This is a genomic window from Paraflavisolibacter caeni, from assembly GCF_025628885.1.
GTDB lineage: Bacteria > Bacteroidota > Bacteroidia > Chitinophagales > Chitinophagaceae > Flavisolibacter > Flavisolibacter caeni.
In genome coordinates, this window is sequence record NZ_JAOTIF010000025.1 from 13,282 (window position 1) to 35,068 (window position 21,787).

At 40.9% G+C, this 21,787-nt stretch carries 13 protein-coding genes; 12 read left to right on the forward strand and 1 reads right to left on the reverse strand.

Annotated elements, in window-relative coordinates; translation table 11 throughout:
• Positions 1 to 16: 16 nt before the first annotated feature.
• The gene (locus OCK74_RS22395; RefSeq protein ID WP_279299327.1) at positions 17 to 1,048 is read right to left on the reverse strand and encodes a GntR family transcriptional regulator; all 1,032 of its coding nucleotides are present in this window, start codon (positions 1,046 to 1,048) and stop codon (positions 17 to 19) included.
• A 271-nt stretch (positions 1,049 to 1,319) separates the two neighbouring features.
• Between OCK74_RS22395 and OCK74_RS22400 the strand changes: the two genes are divergently transcribed.
• The 12 genes from OCK74_RS22400 to OCK74_RS22455 all read left to right on the forward strand — a co-directional run bounded on the left by OCK74_RS22400 (position 1,320) and on the right by OCK74_RS22455 (position 21,783).
• Entirely contained in the window at positions 1,320 to 2,531 is a 1,212-nt protein-coding gene (locus tag OCK74_RS22400) for an iron-containing alcohol dehydrogenase (protein ID WP_279299328.1), read from the forward strand.
• Positions 2,532 to 2,533: 2 nt separating this feature from the next.
• Positions 2,534 to 3,469 carry a dihydrodipicolinate synthase family protein gene (locus OCK74_RS22405; protein WP_279299329.1) on the forward strand — a complete coding sequence of 312 codons (936 nt, stop codon included), beginning with the start codon at positions 2,534 to 2,536 and terminating at the stop codon, positions 3,467 to 3,469.
• A gap of 10 nt (positions 3,470 to 3,479) precedes the next feature.
• The gene (gene pdxA, locus OCK74_RS22410) at positions 3,480 to 4,514 is read left to right on the forward strand and encodes a 4-hydroxythreonine-4-phosphate dehydrogenase PdxA (RefSeq protein WP_279299330.1); all 1,035 of its coding nucleotides are present in this window, start codon (positions 3,480 to 3,482) and stop codon (positions 4,512 to 4,514) included.
• 10 nt (positions 4,515 to 4,524) lie between these two features.
• Positions 4,525 to 5,682, forward strand: a complete 1,158-nt coding sequence (locus tag OCK74_RS22415) for a four-carbon acid sugar kinase family protein (protein ID WP_279299331.1) — start codon at positions 4,525 to 4,527, stop codon at positions 5,680 to 5,682.
• Positions 5,683 to 5,702: 20 nt separating this feature from the next.
• The gene (locus tag OCK74_RS22420) at positions 5,703 to 7,295 is read left to right on the forward strand and encodes a sodium:solute symporter family protein (protein WP_279299332.1); all 1,593 of its coding nucleotides are present in this window, start codon (positions 5,703 to 5,705) and stop codon (positions 7,293 to 7,295) included.
• A gap of 298 nt (positions 7,296 to 7,593) precedes the next feature.
• Complete coding sequence (locus tag OCK74_RS22425) at positions 7,594 to 10,578, forward strand: SusC/RagA family TonB-linked outer membrane protein (protein WP_279299333.1); 2,985 nt, start codon at positions 7,594 to 7,596, stop codon at positions 10,576 to 10,578.
• Positions 10,579 to 10,595: 17 nt separating this feature from the next.
• Complete coding sequence (locus tag OCK74_RS22430; RefSeq protein WP_279299334.1) at positions 10,596 to 12,239, forward strand: RagB/SusD family nutrient uptake outer membrane protein; 1,644 nt, start codon at positions 10,596 to 10,598, stop codon at positions 12,237 to 12,239.
• A gap of 367 nt (positions 12,240 to 12,606) precedes the next feature.
• Positions 12,607 to 14,265, forward strand: coding sequence for a pectate lyase family protein (locus tag OCK74_RS22435; RefSeq protein ID WP_279299335.1), 1,659 nt, complete (start codon positions 12,607 to 12,609; stop codon positions 14,263 to 14,265).
• A 106-nt stretch (positions 14,266 to 14,371) separates the two neighbouring features.
• A complete protein-coding gene (locus OCK74_RS22440) occupies positions 14,372 to 17,536 on the forward strand; it encodes a DUF6298 domain-containing protein (RefSeq protein ID WP_279299336.1) in 3,165 nt (1,054 codons plus the stop codon).
• 27 nt (positions 17,537 to 17,563) lie between these two features.
• Positions 17,564 to 18,961: a glycoside hydrolase family 140 protein gene (locus OCK74_RS22445; RefSeq protein ID WP_279299337.1), complete on the forward strand. Its 1,398-nt coding sequence runs from the start codon at positions 17,564 to 17,566 to the stop codon at positions 18,959 to 18,961.
• Between the two features lie 3 nt (positions 18,962 to 18,964).
• A complete protein-coding gene (locus OCK74_RS22450; protein ID WP_279299338.1) occupies positions 18,965 to 19,882 on the forward strand; it encodes a glycoside hydrolase family 43 protein in 918 nt (305 codons plus the stop codon).
• A 29-nt stretch (positions 19,883 to 19,911) separates the two neighbouring features.
• Entirely contained in the window at positions 19,912 to 21,783 is a 1,872-nt protein-coding gene (locus OCK74_RS22455; protein ID WP_279299339.1) for a six-hairpin glycosidase, read from the forward strand.
• Positions 21,784 to 21,787: the final 4 nt, after the last annotated feature.

Genomic DNA, 21,787 nt, shown 5'->3' on the forward strand with positions numbered 1-21,787 from the left:
ATGACAGGCTGTTTTATTATAAAGAGTTCCTTAAGTTCAAATAGAAGTTCACTTCAACTTGTTTTATTGCCTGGCTGAGAATTAATTCAGCTGTTTTTTCGCCCAACATTTGAAAATCTGTGGAGATGGTTGTAATACCATTAAGGAGCACTTTTTTGATAGAGGTTTCATTATAGGAGATGATGCCAATGTCTTCTCCAATAACAAGATTTTCTTCAAGCGATTTTTCAATCAGTGTTACCAGGTCATCTTCAAGAAGGTTGATATAAACCTCGCCGCGTGCAAGGGGTACTTTTTTAATATCAGAAATGATGTTGTAATTAAAGGCATATTCCTGGCAAAAAGCAGTAAAGCCTGTAATGATTTCAGAAGGATAATAAGTATATTCCGGGAATATAATATTAAGAGCATGGTATTTACTCAACCTGGGTAAAGCCTGTTCCAAAGAACGATAAATGTCTTTTTCAAAGTTTTCATATACTGCTCTGAAATTTCCTGTTACACGGGGAATAATTTTATCTAACAGGATCAATTTATCTTTTGGAATGGTATTGATGAATTTATGAGCGTTTTCCGATCCCTCCAAAAAGTGAGGCATAATAATGTAATAATCATAGTCCTCCTTACAGTTCAGTAATAGCTTTTTGAATAAGGTAAAATTATTATTATAAACATACATGTCTATAGTGGCTGCATCTCCCAATTTATTGGCAAGGGATTCATAAATAATTTTCTTGTGAGCACTAAGCTTATTGAACAACAAGAATATCTTGATGATTTTATCAACGTTAGTATTTTTTACGTAATAACCCTTTCCCGGAAAAGAACCAATAATGCCAGTTTTCTTTAAATGCTTATAGGCTTTTTCTACACTGTCTCTTGAAATTTCAAACTCAAAACTTAATTCATTGATAGATGGCAGTGGGTCATCAATATTCAGCTTCTCTGTTGCAATAGCTTTGATAATTGAGTTAACTAACTGCTGGTATTTTGGCATCGCAGAATATTCATCTATATGAATCAATTTATAGAAAGGATGAGAGGTCATACCATAAATGTATTTCTGGTAAAAAGTAGAATTTTACCTCTGCTAAAATAGAAAATATTCCAGGTGTAATTGAAATAAAATGCAAGAGTGGTAAACAATTGCAGGTACCGAAAGTACAGGATGGTTACGCTTTTTTTCAAAGTTAAATTTGGTAATTGTGAATGTAGTGTGTTACTCGCCATCAACAAAGAATGGTAGAAATTTTTACCGGCGCATGCCAGGATAAAAAGGATTTAAAAACTTTCATAGATAAATCGATTGTAAAGAAATTATGCTGATTGACATTTTGCCTGTTAAGGATAAACAGAATTTAAAAGAGCTGTTGCCGAATGTAGAAATTCCTGAATTAAAAATACACTTTCCGGGGAAAGTGGTTTTTGGAAATGATTCATTGAAATACTTACCCGATGAATTGCTTCAGCTTTCCGCATCCAGAGTATTTATCTTAACTATAGCACCGTTACTTCCGCAAATACAGGATTGTACAGCAAAGCTGAAAGACCTGGGAGTGGAGGTATATACAGATACCAGTATAATCAAAGAGCCATATTTTAGTGACTTTGATAGCATCATGAAAAAGGTTGAGTTGTTACATCCAGATGTTGTAGTAGGTATAGGTGGCGGAAGTGTACTGGATGTCGCCAAGCTGATTGCCGCTCAACTGGAAAATGAGCAATCTCTTCAGGAGTATGTTGGTATTAACTTACTAAAAAGCAGAAAGAAAAAACTGGTTTGTATACCGGCAACATCCGGAACTGGAAGTGAAGTTTCTCCTAATGCTATATTAGTTGATGATTTGGATAATCAAAAAAAAGGGATCATTAGTCCATATCTGGTACCAGATATGGTATTGGTTGATCCTTTATTGACCATTTCAATGCCGCCTGATATTACGGCTGCAACCGGACTGGATGCATTAACACACTGTTTGGAAGCTTATACCAATAAGTTTGCTCATCCATTAATAGATGTATATGCTTTTGAAGGCATGCGGCAGATAGTTGCTAACCTGGAACTGGCAGTAAAAGAGGGGTCGAATAAGGATGCAAGAGCAGCTGTTGCGATGGGAAGTTTATTGGGGGGATTTTGTTTAGGTCCGGTTAATACTGCCGGTGTGCATGCATTGTCGTATCCCCTTGGCAGTAATTTTCATTTGCCTCATGGTCTTTCTAATGCCATACTTTTACCCTATGTAATGGAGTTTAACCTGCCTTCAGCCATTAGCCGGTATGCTCAAGTAGCTATTGCTTTAGGCTGTTGCAGAGAGGAGAGCGAGGAGGCCACGGCTTATAAAGGTATTGAAAGAATAAAGCGTTTAATAGAAGCATGTGGAATACCTGCAAGGCTACGTGACGTAGGTGTGCCGGAGCAGGCTATTCCGGAAATGGCTACGGCAGCATTGAAAATAACACGGTTGTTGAAAAACAATCCTCGTACTATAACCATAGAAGATGCCATTGGCATTTATCAAGCAGCTTATTAACTATGCGTCCGAAAAAATATACAGGTGTTTTTGTCCCGGTAGTTACTCCTTTAACCGCAGATCATCAATTAGATGAAAATGCAGTGGAAAAATTGTTGCGCAATTTTCAGCAGGAAAATGTTGTACCATTTATCCTGGGTACTACTGGTGAAGTTGCTTCACTGCCGTTAAGTGTGAAAAGGAATTATATAAAGAAGGCTGTAAGCCTAAAAAGAAGGGATGATCTCATTTTTGCGGGTGTTTCTTCCAATTGCCTGCAGGAATCTGTAGAACTGGCTAAATATTGTTTTGATTCTGGTATAGATGCGGTGGTGGCTACACTGCCAGCTTATTTTAGTCTTACAGAAAATGAGATGCTGAATTATTTTGAAACTTTGACAGAAAAAGTGGCTGGTCCGGTGATCATATATAACATTCCTGCAACCACACACATGTCCATCCCTCTGAAAATAATCGAAACATTGAGTTATCATCAGCATATTGTTGGTATAAAAGATTCTGAAAGAAGTGAAGATCGGTTACTGGAATCGCTCCAGCTTTGGTCTCAACGTGAGGACTTTTCCCATTTGATCGGCTGGGCGGCTAAATCAGCCAAAGCCCTTTTGAATGGCAGTGACGGATTGGTGCCCAGTACAGCAAATTTTTGTCCGGGGCTTTACCGGCAGTTGTATGAGGCAGGGCGCAAGGGCAATCAGGAAATAACTGAGGCCCTGCAACGTGTATCTGATGATCTTGGGAATATTTATCAGAGTGGGCGAACATTAGGTACCTCATTATGGGCATTAAAAGTGATTCTACAGGAAGAGGGGCTATGCCAGCCTTATGTGATGCCGCCGCTCCTTGATCAGGATGAAAAAGAAGCAGAAATTGTAAAGTTGCAGTGGAAGCAAATAAAAGAGCATTTATTAATAAACAAAGAAAAAGTGCAAATTGTATAAAAATATTGGTATGTCATTAAAACCAATTATTGGTATTACCATGGGTGATCCGGCTAGTATCGGACCCGAAATCGCCGTAAGGGCTTTGCTCGAAGAAAAGATATACAATATCTGCAGGCCTTTAATAGTAGGTGATGCTGGTGTTTTTCAATATATTATTGACCATTTGCAGCTGGACGTTTCCATTCGTCCTGTGCAAAATGTAGCTGAGGCAAAGTTTGAAAGAGGCGTGATCGACGTATTGGATCTGCATAATGTTGACCTGCAAAATTTGGAATGGGGAAAGATTTCAGCCATGGCAGGTAATGCTTCGTTTGAGGCAGTAAAGACAGTTATTGACCTGGCATTAAATGGTGAAGTAGATGCGACAGTAACTGGGCCTATCAATAAAAAATCAATCAATGAGGCTGGTCATCATTTTGCCGGGCATACCGAAATTTATGCGCATTATACCGGTACGAATAAATATGCCATGTTGCTTGTAGAAGACAACATGAAAGTGATCCATGTCTCAACACATGTTTCGCTACGCCAGGCCTGTGACCTGGTTAAAAAAGAACGCATTCTGGAAGTGGTTCATCTGCTGCATGATGGTTTGCTGCAATTAGGTGAATCGAATCTGAAGATTGGCGTTGCAGGTTTAAACCCGCATGCTGGTGATTCCGGGTTGTTTGGTACAGAGGATGAACAGGAAATTGAACCAGCCGTGCAGGAAGCCAGAATTCAAGGTTTTGATGTTGAAGGTCCTGTTCCTGCTGACACGTTATTTTCAAAAGCGGCTACAGGTCATTTTGGAGGTATTGTGGCCATGTATCACGACCAGGGGCATATACCCTTTAAACTCTCTGGCTTTAAATGGAATGCTCAAAAAGGACAGATGGAAAGTGTAAAAGGAGTGAACATTACTATGGGCCTGCCTATTATCAGAACATCTGTAGATCATGGAACTGCATTTGAAATTGCAGGCAAAGGTGTCGCTAGTCCCGATGCAATGATCTTAGCCATTGAATCTGCTGTTCAGTTATGTCAAAATAAAAAAAATTAAATATCAAACAATGATTGTTGTACTTGCCGACGATCTGACCGGGGCTGCAGAATTAGGGGGTATTGCTTTACATTATAATCTGGATATTGAAATAAACATGTCCGTGAATCCCCGATCCAACGCCAATTTCCTGATTATCTCTACTGATACCCGTGCGATGCCCAAAGAAAAAGCTGGAGTGGAAGCGGCTAAGGCTACTGCCAAAGCCATGAAGTTGAAGCCCAAAATGATTTTTAAGAAAATCGACTCAGTATTGAGGGGGCATATATTACCAGAAATAAATGCTCAATTGAAACAATTGAATTTGCATAAAGCTTTACTGGTACCGGCTAATCCTGCTTTGGGCAGAACCCTTACAAATGGGATGTATTATATCAATGGTCAACCGATTCATGAGAGCGGTTTTTCCAAGGACCCCGAGTTTGCCATAAAAAGTTCAAGAGTGGCAGATATGCTGCATGCACATGATGAACCTTTATATGTGATAAGCAACCAGGAGCCTTTACCGGAATCTGGTATCATAGTGGGTGAAGCCCAAACAACTGATGATTTAAATAGATGGGCATCTCAAATAGACACAGATACATTGATCGCTGGTGCTGCAGGTTTCTTTTCTGCGCTATTAGATAAAATGAATCTAGAACCTAGAACCAGTATTGAAAGCGAGGATACAATTTTTGGCAAACCTGCCTTGTTTGTTTGCGGAACAGCTTTTGGAAAAAGTGTTGAAGCAATAAAAAGTATAAAAAAGAAAGGTGGACCGGTGAGTTATATGCCTAAAGAAATTATAGCATCCTCCAATCCGGCAGATTCTTATTACCAGCAATGGAGTGATGAAGTGGTTTCTTTACTGGCTGCTAAAGGAAAGGCCATCATCGCTATTGATGAAAAAACCACTAAGGATATTGACTTAAGTACCGCTGATTTACGGGAAAAGACAGCCCAGGCAGTTGAATACATCCTGGAGAAAGTGTATGTCCGTGAACTGTTGGTAGAAGGAGGATCTACGGCATCCACCATTATTAAAAAGCTGCAGTTCAATCGCTTTTTCCCAATCAAAGAATTAATGCCTGGTGTGATCCGTATGAGTGTAGAAGGGAAGGATGATTTTTACCTGACCCTTAAGCCAGGAAGTTATGACTGGCCTGCTCACATCTGGAAGTTTTAACTATAGATTAATTGCACCATATGAATACCTCTTTACATCTGATTGATTATTCAATCATAGTCCTTTTGTTGTTGGTAACTCTTTCGTTCGGTTTGCGATTTGCGAAACGGCAGAAGAGTACGCAAAGCTATTTTCTCGCCAAGGGTAGAATTCCCGCCTGGGCTATTGGCATGTCCTTGTTGGCAACATTGATTAGTTCGGTTACTTTTTTTGCCTATCCTGCTGAAGGATATACCTCTAATTGGATTCTGCTGGTGCAGGGGCTGATGGTACCCATTGCATTAATGGGTACTATATGGTTTATTGTGCCTTTGTACCGCAAGGTGATCCGGTTAAGCACATATGAATATTTCGAAAAACGTTTTGGCCTGTTTGCCAGGTACTACAGTTCTGTGGCCTTTGTATTAAGGCAGTTTTCAGGTATGGGCACTGTTTTTTTTCTTTTAGGACTTGCGTTATCCCAAATGACCGGAGTCAATACAATGGGCATTATTATCCTTGTAGGACTGATCATAATTGCAGTAAACTTATTAGGGGGGATTGAAGCAGTGATTTGGCTGGATGTATTTCAAGGCTTTATGTTGTTTGCCAGCGGGTTGATATGTATCGGAGTCTTACTATTTTCTGTTGACGGTGGACCGGCTGCCGTATGGCAGATTGCCAAGGCCAACAATAGAACAGGTTTTGGTCCATATAAGCTGGATTTTACGCAACTCACATTTGTGGTTATGGCAATTAACGGGCTCTTTTATGCTATTCAAAAGTATGGCACTGATCAAACAGTTGTACAACGTTACTTAACAGCCAAAACAGACAAAGCAGCGATCCGCGCTTCCCTGCTGGGTATATTGCTGACTGTGCCGGTTTGGATGCTATTCATGTTTATAGGTACGGCATTATTTGTTTTTTACAAGCAAAACGCATTACCTGGACATATACATGACGCAGCTGTTTTCCCTCATTTTATTATAACACAATTGCCCACCGGAGCGATTGGATTTATTATGGCTGCTATGATCTCTGCCGCTATTTGCAGCTTAAGTGCAGACTTGAATTCACTGGCCGCAGTTGGTGTAGAAGACTATTACAAAAAAATCAGGTCCAACAGGAATGAAAAAGAGTATCTGTTTGCTGGAAAGCTGATCGTTGTGTTTTCAGGAATATTAGCTATTGGAATAGGTTGCCTTTACTTGTTAGCTGGTAATGAAGGTGTTCTGGGTATTGTATTCACGCTTTATGCCATTTTCTCAGGTGGCATAGTCGGAATATTTTTACTGGGGCTATTCAGTGCCCGAGCCAACCGGCAAGGCGTAACTATCGGAATTATTGTGTGTATACTTTTTACCGCCTATGCATTACTTACTTCAACAAAGATGGGCTTAGGTGAAAATAAATCATTACTACTTGACTTGGGTGCATATAATTTCAGTCATCATAAGTTGATGTTAGGGGTATATAGTCACCTGATTGTGATAGGTGTTGGTTATGTAGCAAGCCTTTTCTTTCCTAAGCCAGTTTTAGATAAAAATCTATTGTATAGCGGTTGGCGGGAAGGCCGAAAGAAAGAACGGCTAATAAAAAATACAGCTGAAAAGAAAAAAGTAACTGTTTGATATCTCCATTTAAAAGTTAGTGCAAAAGTGTAGCTACAGTACAGGACGGTTTGGGTAAAAGCGTTTTTTAAATTTGATCTATAATTAAAAGATACTAATAATAGCATTATGGCTTTTACTGTTCTGCTGGCCAATGTATTTAGTATCAATTGGATGTAACTGCTTAATATTTTTTCTAAACAATTAATGGTTTTGGTGTTGACAAACCTGTTAAAGAATACAATAGGTTAATGGCCGAGATATGTAATGTGTTGAATTAAATAATTGTTTTCTATTCTTTTTTAAATGCAACTGTCATATGATTCAAAAATTGAAAAGAAGCTTTCTTTGCTTCATGCTTTTATTGGGCTGTAATTGTTTGTTTGCACAGCAAAAAACAGTGTCTGGTAAAATCATTGACCAGGAAACCGGGCAACCTCTAACGGGAGTAACAGTTAATGTAAAAGGTTCAACCCAAAATGTACTTACTAAAGAAGATGGTTCCTTCTCTATTACTATACCATCTAATCAATCCGTACTGCTTGTAAGCTATGTTGGTTATGGGAGTCAGGAATTGCCTGTTGGCAATAAATCTACTATTACGCTTACCATGACGAATACCAATAAGAAGTTGGATGAAGTAGTAGTGATTGGTTATGGAACTGTGAGAAAGCGTGATTTAACAGGGGCTGTTGTTTCTGTAAAAGGAGAGGAGGTAACGAAAGTGCCTGCTACCACCCCGATGGAAGCGATCCAGGGAAAAATTCCAGGAGCTGACATTTACAGGGATAATGGGTACGCGGGACAAGGTGCGAATGTTAGAATTCGTGGTACGCGTTCTATAGGGAACCCCGGAAGTTCAAACAATGTATTATACATTGTTGATGGCGTGCAGGGAGTTAATATGGCTGATATCAATCCTAATGATATCCAATCTATAGAGGTGTTGAAAGATGCTTCTTCCACTGCTATTTATGGTTCCCGTGGTGCCAATGGAGTGGTGATTATTACTACCAAAAGAGGTACAACTGGTAAAGCCAAATTGTCTTTTAATACATATTCAGGTATATCCAAAGTGGCCGGTTATGGCGAGTTTCAGAATGGACCTGAATATGTGGCATTCAAAAGAGAGGCTTTTAGAGCTGCAGGTACCTGGAACAGTCCTGCCGATGATTCCAAGATTTTTAATGCGGCTCAGTTAGCTGCCATTCAAAATGAGCAATATGTGGACTGGCAGGATCTGCTTCAGAATAAAGGAGCACAGCAAGACTACCAAATCGGTGTTGCAGGCGGTACTGATAAAACCAAAGTATATTTTTCTGCAGGCTATTTTCATGAGAAAGGAATTCTGAAGTTGGATGAATACAAACGGTATACAGGTAGATTTAATATCGACCAGACCATTAACAACTGGATGAAAGTAGGGATCAACTCACAATTAGCTTATATTGACAATGATATCAGACGCGATCCTTTCAACCAGGCATCTAAAACGCCGCCTATTGGTTCCGCTTATGATTCTGCTGGTAATTTTATTCTTTATCCTAATGGAGGCAGTGAAATTAATCCGCTTGCTGATCAACAGCCAGGGCAATGGGACAGGAATACAAAAACAACCCGTTTTTCTGCTGCTACTTATCTTGAATTGACCCCAATCAAAGATTTAAGCATTAAGTCTACTTTCTCTACAACCCAATCAAGTGCAGCAGCAGGCTGGTTTTATGGAAAAAACACGATTGATGGCAAAGGAGCCAACTCTCAATCACAAATTACCAATTCGCAAAGCAGCTTTATCAGCTGGGAAAATCTGCTGAATTATAAAAAACAAATAGGTGATCATTCGATTACATTAACAGGTGTGACCAGCTACTTGCAAACAATCAATACCAGCAGTTTTGCAGGAGGTAAAAATCAAATATTCGAATCGCAATCATTTTACAACATTGGAAGTGCTTCTCAACAACCTTTCTGGGGAAGTGGCTACAATAAACAGAACCTGGTTTCCTTTACTGGCAGGGCTAATTACAGTTATTTAGGTAAATACCTGCTGACACTTACGGGACGCAGTGATGGTTCTTCAAAATTGGGAACAGGTAATAAATGGGCGTTTTTCCCTTCTGCAGCTTTAGGTTGGAGAATTGTTGATGAAGGATTTATGGATAATCAGGATTTATTCAGCGATCTGAAATTAAGAGCTAGCTATGGTATTTCGGGAAATGATGTGATCTCTCCCTACGCTACACAAAATTCTCTAACCCTGATTCCTTTCTCTTATAATGATGCCAATGCTGCTGTTGCTTATGGTATTAACACAACTATTGGCAATGATGCATTAGAGTGGGAATTGACAGCAACAAAGGATCTAGGATTGGATTTCAGTATTTTGAAAAACAGGATAAGTGGAAATATAGATTATTATGATGCATTGACTTCAAATCTTATATTCCCATATACTTTGCCAGGTTCAACAGGTGTTTCTACGATCAACCGCAATGTAGGAAAAACAAGGAACCGCGGTATTGAGGTTGGTATCACCACACATAATATTACCAATAAGGCATTTACATGGTCCAGCAATGTCACCTTTACGAAGAATAAGGAGAAAATTGTTGAATTGCCCAATGGAGATGTAATTGACAATGATTACCGCAAGTCATTGATTTTGGGGCAGTCTCCAACTATTTACTATGATTATAAGAAAATTGGCATCTGGCAGTTGGGTGAAGAAGCTGAGGCAGCAAAATACAATGCAATTCCGGGAGATATTAAGATAGCCGATATATCCGGACCAGACGGTAAGCCTGATGGAGCCATTACTTCGGCTGATCGTACCTATATTGGAACTAGAGTGCCTAAATGGACTGGAGGCTTGAATAACGATTTCAAATACAAAGGCTTTGATTTGAACGTTTTCATCTTTGCCCGCGTTGGCCAGTGGATGAGCTCTGATTATTATGCAAAATTTGTTCGCAACGGAAGTCAGAATAGTGCTCGAGTTGACTACTGGACACCAGAAAATCCAACCAACGCCTATCCTCGCCCGCATGCAACAAGGAGTTCTTCTTATGTAACCACATTGACTGAATTTGAAAATTCATATGTAAAACTCAGGAATGTTACATTGGGTTATACGTTGCCCAAAGACATCAGCAGCAGGTTTAAAATGGACAATTTAAGAGTGTATGTATCAGGTAAAAATCTTGGCTGGATCTCCAACAAGAAAGACTTTGACCCTGAAAGTGAAGGCATCATTGATCAGCCATTGTCCAAATTATTTGTTGCCGGTTTGAATGTTACTTTCTAACGATTAACTAAAAAAATATGAAAATCAATATAAAGAAGTTATTGCCATTTTTACTTGTAGTATCCTTAACGGAGTCTTGTAAAAAAGAATTAGAGGAATATAATCCAAGCGGTGCAACTGTAGAGAGTTTATTTAAAACACCAGAAGGGTTTGAGTCTGCTGTAAATGCCACCTATACTTATAATAGGAATTTATATGGTAAAGAAGAAGGCTATGCCATGCTTGAAATGGGAACTGATATTTGGACGAATGCTGCCTTTAATGGCAGCACAGGTATCAATGGAATTTTTCCACAGACACCACTAACGACTTACCAGGGATTGATTTCTGACAATTTATGGGTGAATACCAAAATGTGGCAACCTTGTTATTCAGCGATTAATTTGTGCAATACCGGGTTGAAATACATTGATAACGCAGGATTGAATGCCGCAAGAAAGCCTGTACTTGAAGCGGAAATGCGTTTCATGAGGGCATGGTATTATTATCACCTGGTAGAAACATTTGGTGATATCCACTTTACGCTGGAACCAACTGAAGGGATGGTTACTACAGCTAATCGCACCTCTGTTGAAACTATCTACAAACAGATTTTTGAAGACGTAGAATCTGCTGTAGCTAATCTTCCTGTCACTACCAATGATTATGGCAGGATTACCAAGCCTGCTGCAGAGGCGTTCCTTGCAAAATTGTATTTAACCAGAGGCAGAAACCAGGAAGCGAGTGATTACGCGAAAAAGGTAATCACTGGTTATAATTTTAAATTGTTGACTAATTATGCCGATCTGTGGAATATCAACAATCAAAAGAATGCAGAAGTGCTTTGGGCAGTGAATTATTCTACCAACCTGGCCAATAATGCCGGTAGCAATTTAGGACATAGTTTATTTTTAATGGAGTATAATACCTTACCAGGCATGTTACGTGATGTGGCCAATGGATTTCCCAATGTGCGCTATATGCCTACAAGATCACTCATTCAGATGTTCGATGACCAAAACGATGCTCGCTATAATGCTTCATTTAAATCGGTTTGGTACGCAAATGAGCCTGATGCCAGCAAACGCCCGGCAGGCATGAATGTAGGAGATACTGCTATTTTTGTATCAAAGAATGTTATATCTGCTGCCGAACGGACCAGTAAGAAATATAAAGTATATGATATTAATGATGTCTATGATGCCAATGGCTTACCTAAAGATCGTTTTCACTTCCTTTCTTTAAAGAAATTTGATGATCCAACCAGGGGTTCTGCTACAGAAACCCAAAGCTCCAGGGATGCTTTTATACTCCGTCTTGCTGACATGTATCTTGTAGCTGCTGAGGCTCAATTCAAACTAGGCAAATTAGATTCTGCTGCCTACTTTGTGAATGAGGTAAGAAAACGTGCTGCTTTGCCTGGTAAGCAAGCTGCAATGCAGATAGCACCAGCAGATGTGAATATGGACTTTATTTTAGATGAAAGGGCCCGCGAATTTGCTGGAGAACAGATGCGCTGGTATGATCTGAAAAGAGCTGGTAAATTGGTGGAAAGAGTTAAAAAATACAATCCTGATGCGGCAGTTAATATTAAGGACTTCCATATTTTAAGACCGATTCCTCAGGCTCAGCTGGACGCGGTAACCAATAAATCTGAGTTCAAGCAGAACCAGGGTTATTAAACGCGCGCTCATTTAATATAGAAATATTGAAAAATTTCATACAGCAATTATAGTGTACGGGGGATTGGTTTTCCATTTTCCCCCTTTTTAATATGAGCAGATAGAAGTCTGCAAAACACTTATAAAACCATTATCTGATCTTTAGGGGAATATCAAAGGCTAATTTGAAGTAATATGTTTTAAGGGATCTTAACCCTGATGAAAGTAGATGTTAATATAATATTTAAGATTTTAACAACTCACTGATTAGTAATAGTAAAATCATCCATCATCTTAGTGAATGGTTCTATTGTTCAGGGATTTTCTCACTTCTAATTTTAGCAATCCGTACTCCCCATTTAAATGCTAATAAAACTTTGATTTAATAATGAAAAGTAAGCTACTACCGATTGCATTGTTAATGACATCCATTGGTGTTACTACTGCAAGTTTTGCACAATATCCTACCATACCTCCTGACGTAGAGGCAAAAGCTGACTCCTTCTTAGCTGAGGCTCAACGCAGGTCTGATCTTGTATGGGAAAAAGCATTACCAATTATTGAAAAGGAAGCCAAAGAAGGCAAACCTTATATTCCATGGGCATCTAAACCAGAGCATTTACCTCAAGCAAAAATCCCGGCTTTCCCCGGTGCAGAGGGGGGCGGCGCTTATTCATTTGGAGGACGTGGCGGCAAAGTATATGTAGTGACCAGTTTAGCAGACAGTGGTCCGGGAACCCTACGTGAAGCTTGTGAAAAAGGCGGTGCAAGAATCGTTGTGTTTAATGTAGCCGGTATCATTCGCCTGAAAAGTCCTATAGATATCCGAGCTCCCTATATTACCATTGCAGGACAAACGGCTCCTGGTGATGGCATTTGTGTAGCAGGAGAGTCTGTGTGGATCAATACACATGATGTGGTGATCCGGTATATGCGTTTTCGCAGAGGTGAAACGAATGTTGGACGCAGGGATGATGGACTTGGTGGCAACGGTGTTGGAAATATTATTATCGACCACGTATCTGCTTCCTGGGGATTGGATGAAAACATGTCCATGTACAGGCATGTATACGATCCAAAAGACGGTTCAAAGCCGCAGAAATTACCAACTGTAAATGTTACAATACAGAATTCCATATTCTCTGAAGCCTTAGATACTTATAACCATTCATTTGGCAGCACTATTGGTGGGCTGAACAGCACCTTCATGCGTAATCTGTGGGCCAATAATATTTCCCGCAATCCTTCGATTGGCATGTATGGGGATTTTGGTTTTGTAAACAATGTTGTGTTCAACTGGTGGAACCGTTCTGCCGATGGAGGTGATCATCTTTCCCTCTTCAATTTTATCAACAACTATTATAAGCCAGGTCCAATGACGCCAACCGACAAGCCAGAAGGTTACCGCATCTTAAAGCCTGAGTCAAACAGGGACAGAAAAGCTGGTCTCCAGTTTGGTAAGGCATATGTTGCAGGTAACATCATGGAAGGAAATGAAAGAATTACTAAAGATAACTGGGCTGGAGGTGTGCAGATAGAAGATAATCCCGATGTACAAAAATACCTGGACCAGATTCGTGTGGATAAGCCATTTCCAATGGCGCCAGTAGTTACATTGACAGCGCAGGAAGCTTACCAGTATGTATTGAACAATGTGGGTGCTTCATTGCCTAAACGTGACCCGGTTGATAACCGTATCATTGAAGAAGTGAAGACTGGAAAAATCGTTTATAAAGAAGGTGGCCGGACAGGCATCGGCAGCGAGTATATCAAACGTCGTCTTCCAGTAGATTCTTACAAAAAAGGTATTATTTCCGACATAAGCCAGGTAGGTGGTTATCCTGAATATAAAGGAACAGCTTACAAAGACGCAGATAAGGACGGTATGCCAGATTCCTGGGAAAAGAAAGTGGGTTTAAATCCTAACAATGCTGCTGATGCCACCAAGGATCGTAATCATGATGGTTATACCAACATTGAAGAATATTTAAATAGTGTTGTTCCGGTACAAAGTGTGAAACCTCAGCCTGGTTTAGCTAAGAAATGATTGAATTTTTCTCATTCTACTCCGGAAACCCTGAATAATTATTCAGGGTTTCCGGAGTAGAATTTTGCGTTAACGTTTACATTCATAGAAAATAAAAGATCTCGTTTTGACCACTTATTGCTCAATAACCAATTCTACGCTGAAAAGGTTCTTTTCTTATTGCCTTATTGCCAGTCTTGTGCCTGGATTATCCCCTGTATATGCTCAAAAAGGAAAAGTGAAGCCACTGCCTCCGGTTTCAGTGAATACAGGCCAATTGATTTATACGCCTGATGCTCAGGGGAACAGGGTTCCTGACTTTTCCTATTGCGGTTACAAAGGGAGCAACGAAGTCATTCCTTTTGCCCCAGTACGTGTTGTTGTTCCCATTGTGAATGGTGATGCTACTTTAAGGATTCAGTCTGCCTTAAATTATGTTGCTTCATTACCAGCTGGAAAAGACGGGATCAGGGGCACTGTTTTATTGGAGAAAGGTATTTACAAAATAGCTGGTGGCTTAACTATCAATGCATCTGGTGTTGTTCTTCGTGGTAGTGGAATGGGTGAAGAAGGAACCGTGCTGTTAGCTGAAGGGAAAGATCGTCAAACGCTGATTACAATTAAAGGTAAGAATGACCGCACGGTTGATGTTGAAGGTGATATTTCTGATACCTATGTGCCTGTTAATGTTAACAAATTAAAAGTGAAGACTCCTTACTCCATTAAAGTGGGAGATGCCGTTCTTGTACGCAGGCCTTCAACGCTTAAATGGATTCAGGAGCTGGCTACAGACCATTTTGGTGGTGGCATTACTGCGTTGGGATGGAAACCCGGAACACGTGATATTTTCTGGGACAGGAAAGTGGTTGCCGTTGATGGCGACCAGATCACCCTGGATGCACCCCTGACAACTGCATTGGATACTACCTATGGTGGTGGAAAGATCGCCCGGTATCAATGGCAGGGACGCATTCAGCAGGTGGGTGTTGAAAACCTCCGTTGCGTTTCCACCTATGACAATTCGAATGTAAAAGATGAGGCCCATCGCTGGATGGCCATCACTTTAGAAAATATATCTGATGCCTGGGTTCGCCAGGTTGTTTTTGAACATTTTGCCGGATCAGCCGTTTCTGTTTATGAAACCGCCAACAGGATAACAGTAGAAGATTGTAAATCATTAGCACCTGTTTCAGAAATTGGAGGGCAACGTCGTTATACCTTTTACACAAATGGCCAGCAAACACTTTTCCAGCGCTGTTACGCTGAATTTGGTTACCACGATTTTGCCGTTGGATTTATTGGTAACCTGAATGCATTTGTGCAATGTGAATCTCATTTGCCTTTCAGCTTCAGTGGTACCATTGATAGCTGGGCATCCGGAGTTTTGTTTGATGTTGTGAATGTTGATGGCAATGCCTTGCGTTTTGCCAACAGGGGTCAGGATGGACAAGGGGCAGGATGGAGCGCTGCCAACTCTGTTTTTTGGCAATGTTCTGCTGCAATGATCGAGTCGCAGAAGCCTCCGACAGCCAACAATTGGGCTTTTGGTTGCTGGGCTCAATTCTCCGGAGATGGTTTTTGGGACCAATCAAACGAACATATTCAACCTCGCAGTTTGTTTTATGCGCAATTAGCAAGCAGACTCGGCGACAGCATTTTAAAAAGAGCTTATTTAGTTCCAGTGGAGTCTGAAGCTTCCAGCAGTCCTTCTGTGGCTGTTGCTGCTTTGTTGACATCTCAAGCTGTAAATCCTGCACCGCTTTTGACTGATTGGATAGACCTTTCATCAAAAAGGATTAAAATTCCTACGGCAACAGTAGGCATTAAGACCATCGACCAGGTTGGCATTCATAAACCAACTGTCATTCCTTTTGTTGCAGCCATGCAGGTACAAAACGGTTGGCTAGTACGCGGTTCCTCCATCGTAACAGGTGGTAGAAATGATGTAGACTGGTGGAGAGGCGATATTCGTCCTGCTGGTAGAAAAGATGCAGGTCTTGGGATCACTCGTTATGTGCCAGGACGCGTAGGATCTGGTCTCACTGATGATCTGAATGAGTTGACTGATTCCATGAAAGCCCAAAACCGGGTGCTGTTGGATCACAATTATGGTCTTTGGTATGAGCGTCGCCGTGATGATCACGAGCGTATCCGTCGCATGGATGGTGAAGTATGGGCTCCTTTTTATGAACAACCTTTTGCTCGCAGTGGACAGGGATTTGCCTGGGACGGTTTGAGCAAATATGATCTTACCAAATACAACTATTGGTACTGGAATCGCCTGAAAACCTTTGCTGATTATGCAGATCAGAAAGGACTGGTACTGATTCACCAAAATTATTTCCAGCATAACATTATAGAAGCAGGTGCACACTATGCCGATTTCCCCTGGCGTCCTGCCAATAACATCAATGCAACAGGCTTTCCTGAACCGGTTCCTTTTGCTGGTGATAAAAGGATCTTCATGGCTGAACAGTTTTATGATGTGAGTCATCCTTTAAGAAGGGCTTTACACCGCGCATATATTCGCCAGTGCCTAGACAACTTTTCAGAAAACAGTGGCGTCATTCAAATGATCGGTGCAGAATTTACAGGACCTGTGCATTTTGTGCAGTTTTGGTTAGATGTGATCGCTGAGTGGGAAAAAGAAACCGGAAAGCACCCGTTGATTGGTCTGAGTACAACAAAAGATGTTCAGGATTCTATCCTGGCTGATAAGCAAAGAGCTGCTGTTGTTGATGTTATTGATGTCCGTTACTGGCACTACCAGGAAGATGGTAAAGCATATGCGCCGGAAGGTGGTCAAAACCTGGCGCCTCGTCAGCATGCTCGTTTACTGAAGCCAAAAAGAAGTTCAGCAGACCAGGTATATCGCGCTGTTAAAGAATACAAGCAGAAGTATCCCGAAAAGGCAGTAATATATTCAGGCGATAGCTTTGATCGTTTTGGCTGGTCTGAATTTATGGCAGGAGGGTCGCTGGCGGTGATTCCTAAAGTGAACAGCGAAGAGTTCCTCAAGAAATCTTCCCAGATGCAGCCAGTTGATTTAGCTGGCGAAAATGCAAAGTATTGGGCCTTGGGTAATAAGGAAGGCGAATTGATCATCTTTGCTGATGCAAAAGATGCAGTATCCATTGATCTTTCAAAAACACCCGGCTCTTTCCTCATTCGTTGGATTGATCCAAAGAATGGTAATATTTTAAAACAACAACAAAACCTGAAAGGCGGAAAAGTTGTGGATGTGAAGAAACCTCAAGGTGGCGAGTTGGTAATCTGGGTAAGTAAAAAATAAAAATTAAAACCGAATAATAATTTAAGCATGTTGAAAAAGATTGCTGCAACCATTTTAGTTTGCTTTTTATCTAGTCTTAGTTTCTCGCAAACTGCAATAAAACCGTTGCCTAAGTTGAAGGTGTCTGCAAATGGACGTTACCTCGTTACTGAAAAAGGAGAACCTTTCTTTTGGTTGGGTGATACAGGTTGGTTATTGTTTGGTAAGCTGACACGCGAAGAAGCTGAGAAATATTTGGAAGACCGCAGGATGAAGGGTTTTAATGTGATCCAGGTGATGACATTGCATACAGTAAGTGCTGTCAACGTATATGGAGATAAAGCTTTGAATAATAGAGATGTCGCTGCTCCAATAACTACACCAGGTAATTCATTTGCAGATGCAGAACAATATGATTTCTGGGATCATGTGGATTACATTATCAAAAAGGCTGAGGAAAAAGGTATTTATATGGCCCTTGTACCAGTGTGGGGCACTAATGTGAAAGAAGGATACGTCAACCAACAGCAAGCCCAAAAATATGCTTCATGGTTGGCAGATAGATATAAAAACCAGTCAAACATCATTTGGATGAATGGTGGTGATATTCCTGGCGCTGATTCCCTGGATGTTTGGAAAACAATCGGTTCCACATTACGTGCACACGACCCCAATCACTTGATAACATTCCATCCCAGAGGCCGCACCACTTCTTCCATTTGGTTTCATAAAGAGCCTTGGTTGGATTTCAATATGTTTCAATCCGGGCACCGTAGGTATGACCAGGATACTACTGCTGGAGAGCAATTTCATTATGGAGAAGACAATTGGAAATACATCCAGACCGACTTCCGTTTGTCTCCTGTAAAACCGAGCATCGATGGAGAACCTTCTTATGAAAGGATTCCCCAGGGTTTGCATGATACTACAGAGAAACTGTGGACAGATGCTGATGTAAGAAGATATGGTTACTGGTCGGTTTTTGCTGGTGGCTTTGGTTACACTTATGGTCATAATGCGGTAATGCAAATGCACAAGCCAACAGATAAAGGGAGCGCTTATGGCTCTAAGGATTACTGGTATGATGCGATTGATCATCCGGGTGCAAGGCAAATGTTATATCTGAAAAACCTGATGCTTTCTAAACCATACTTGGAACGTGTTCCAGATCAGTCTTTGATCGCTTCAGGCCAGGGTGAAAAGTATAATCACCTGGTCGCCACAAGAGGAAAGAACTATGCTTTCATTTATACTTTCAATGGCCGTAACATGAATATTGCGATGGGTAAGATTAAGGGCAGTAAGGTGAAAGCTTCCTGGTATAATCCACGTAATGAGGAACAAACTGTAATTGGCACTTTTGCCAACAAAGGAGTACAATCATTTAGCCCTCCAGGTGAGCAACAAGATGGAAATGATTGGGTGTTGGTATTGGAAACAATATAATTTATGCTGAAGAAGAATTTTTTCTACGCTGCCTGCCTTTTGCTTTTAGGAGGATGTAAAGCCGGAAAGGAGGTCTATATGTTCACTTCTTTCCGCGAACCGGCCAATGAAGGCTTGCGTTTATTGTATAGTAAAGATGCTTATCACTGGAAAGAACTCAATGGTGTTTTCCTGAAACCGGAAGTAGGTAGTAAGATCATGAGGGATCCTTCTATCGCTCAAGGTCCAGATGGTACTTACCACCTGGTATGGACATCTGCCTGGAGAGGTGATAATGGGTTTGGTTATGCTTCCTCTAAAGACCTGGTTCATTGGTCTGAACAGCAATTCATTCCTGTGATGAAAAATGAGAAGGATGTTGTGAATGTATGGGCTCCTGAATTGTTTTATGATGATGCGCAAAAGCAGTTTGTTATTGTTTGGGCATCTACCATTCCTTTCCGCTTCCCTAAAGGGGTAGAAGAGGAGAACAACAACCATAGGTTGTATTATACCACTACAAAAGATTTCAAAATCTTCTCTGATACCAAACTATTTTTTGATCCTGGCTTTAGTGCCATTGATGCTGTGATCGTGAAGGAAAAGAAAGATCAGTATATACAGGTGTTAAAAGACAACACGCGTCCGAACCGCAACCTGAAAGTGGCTTTTGCCAACAATGCATTGGGGCCGTATTCTAGTGCGTCGCAACCATTTACTGGCAACTTTATCGAAGGGCCCAGTGTTGTGAAGAAAGGTGACGAGTGGCTGATCTACTTTGATGTGTACCAGGAAAAGATTTATGGTGCTATGAAGACAAAGGATTTTAAAACGTTCACGGATATCACTAAGGAAGTTTCAGTGCCTGAAGGTCATAAGCATGGGACGATCTTTATGGCAAAGGAGAAATTGGTGAAGCAGTTGGAGAAAAGAAGAAAATAAAACTAAGTATTACAGTTATTTTATACAAAATGAAAAATAGTTTTATAAAGATATCAGCATTGGCCTTTTGCGGTTTATTATCCGCTTCTGTTCATGCTCAGGATACAGTCCGCTATACAGGTACTACGTTAAGCAACGTGGACTATCATCATGGCCAGTTAGCTCCAGCTATAGGAGTGCACAATATACAAGTGATGCGTGCTAACAGGGAATTTCCGGAGAAAAGCGATGGCTTTGGCTGGACATACAACCATGCGCCCATGATCGCATACTGGAATGGTACTTTTTATGTTCAGTATTTAAGCAATCCTGTAGGTGAACACGTACCTCCCGGGCAAACATTGCTGTTGACTTCAAAGGATGGATACAATTGGTCCAAACCTGAAGTTGCTTTTGGATTGTACAAGATTCCGGATGGTACAACAAAGGAAGGCATCAAAACGGTAGCCAAAGACCTGTACGCGGTAAATCACCAACGTATGGGCTTTTTCGTATCTAAAAAGAGCCGTTTGTTAACCCTTGCATTTTATGGTACTGTTTTGGAAAAAGGCGATGATCCTAACGATGGAAATGGTATTGGTCGTGTGGTAAGGGAAATTTATAAAGATGGTAAAATGGGGCCTGTTTATTTCATCCGTTACAATCATGGTTGGAATGCAAAGAATACCGCGCATCCTTTTTATACTTCCAGCAAGGATAAAGGATTTGTTGAGGCCTGCAATGAATTATTGGCCAACCCCCTCATTACCCAGCAATGGAATGAAGAAGCTGACAGGAATGATCCGCTGATTCCCTTGAAGAAAGATTATAAAGCTTTCAGCTTTTATCACCTTCCTGATGGTCGTGTAGTTGGCCTATGGAAAAATGCCTTAACAGCCATCAGCACCGATAATGGTAAATCATGGCCTGCTAATGCCGTGCGGGCTCCAAGATTTGTTAATAGTAATGCGAAAATCTGGGGGCAACGTTTATCAAACGGTATGTATGCAACTGTGTATAATCCATCAGAGTTTCGCTGGCCTCTGGCTGTTTCAACCAGTCCTGATGGTTTGAATTATACCAACCTGTTGCTGGTTAACGGAGAGATCACTTCTATGCGTTATGGTGGTGCTTATAAATCTTATGGCCCTCAATATGTGCGTGGTATCGTTGAAGGAAATGGAACACCTCCGGATGGCAACATGTGGGTTACTTATAGCATGAACAAAGAGGATATCTGGGTTTCTAAGATCCCAGTCCCTGTAACAGAAAAAGCAACCAGTCAAGCAGATGATGTGTTCCAAAACATAAAGGATGGCGATGAGTTGAAGTTGTGGAATGTCTATAGTCCGCTTTGGGCCCCGGTGACAATTGAAAAGATGGCTGACGGAGTTAAGGCTTTGACAATGAGTGACTGGGATCCATTTGATTATGGTAAAGCAGAAAGGGTGATTCCTGCCGCAAAGAGATCAAGTGCAGAGTTCTCCATTACGCCTGCCCAAAATGATAAAGGTCAGCTGGATATTGAATTCCAGAATGCCAAAGGAAATGCTGCGATCAGGCTGTCTTTTGACTCAACTGGAACTTTGATTTCTAAAGCTGGTTATCGCAATAGGGGAGTTGCCCCATACAAAGCAGGTGAAGAATACAAGATCAAGGTGGAATGGAATGTTGATACCCGTTTTTATACCATCTCTGTGAATGGAAAGACGCCTAGCAACAACATTATGTTTGCTCCTGCAGAAAGCATCGAAAGGATCGTTTTCCGCACAGGTGGTGTACGTCGTTTCCCCGATGCTGATACCCCAACAGACCAGATATACGATCTGCCGAATGGTGGTTTTTCTGCTCCTAAGGCAACATTCTATATCAAGTCTTTGAAGACAGGAAGCGAATACCTGGCGAATGCGAATAAACAATAATAAT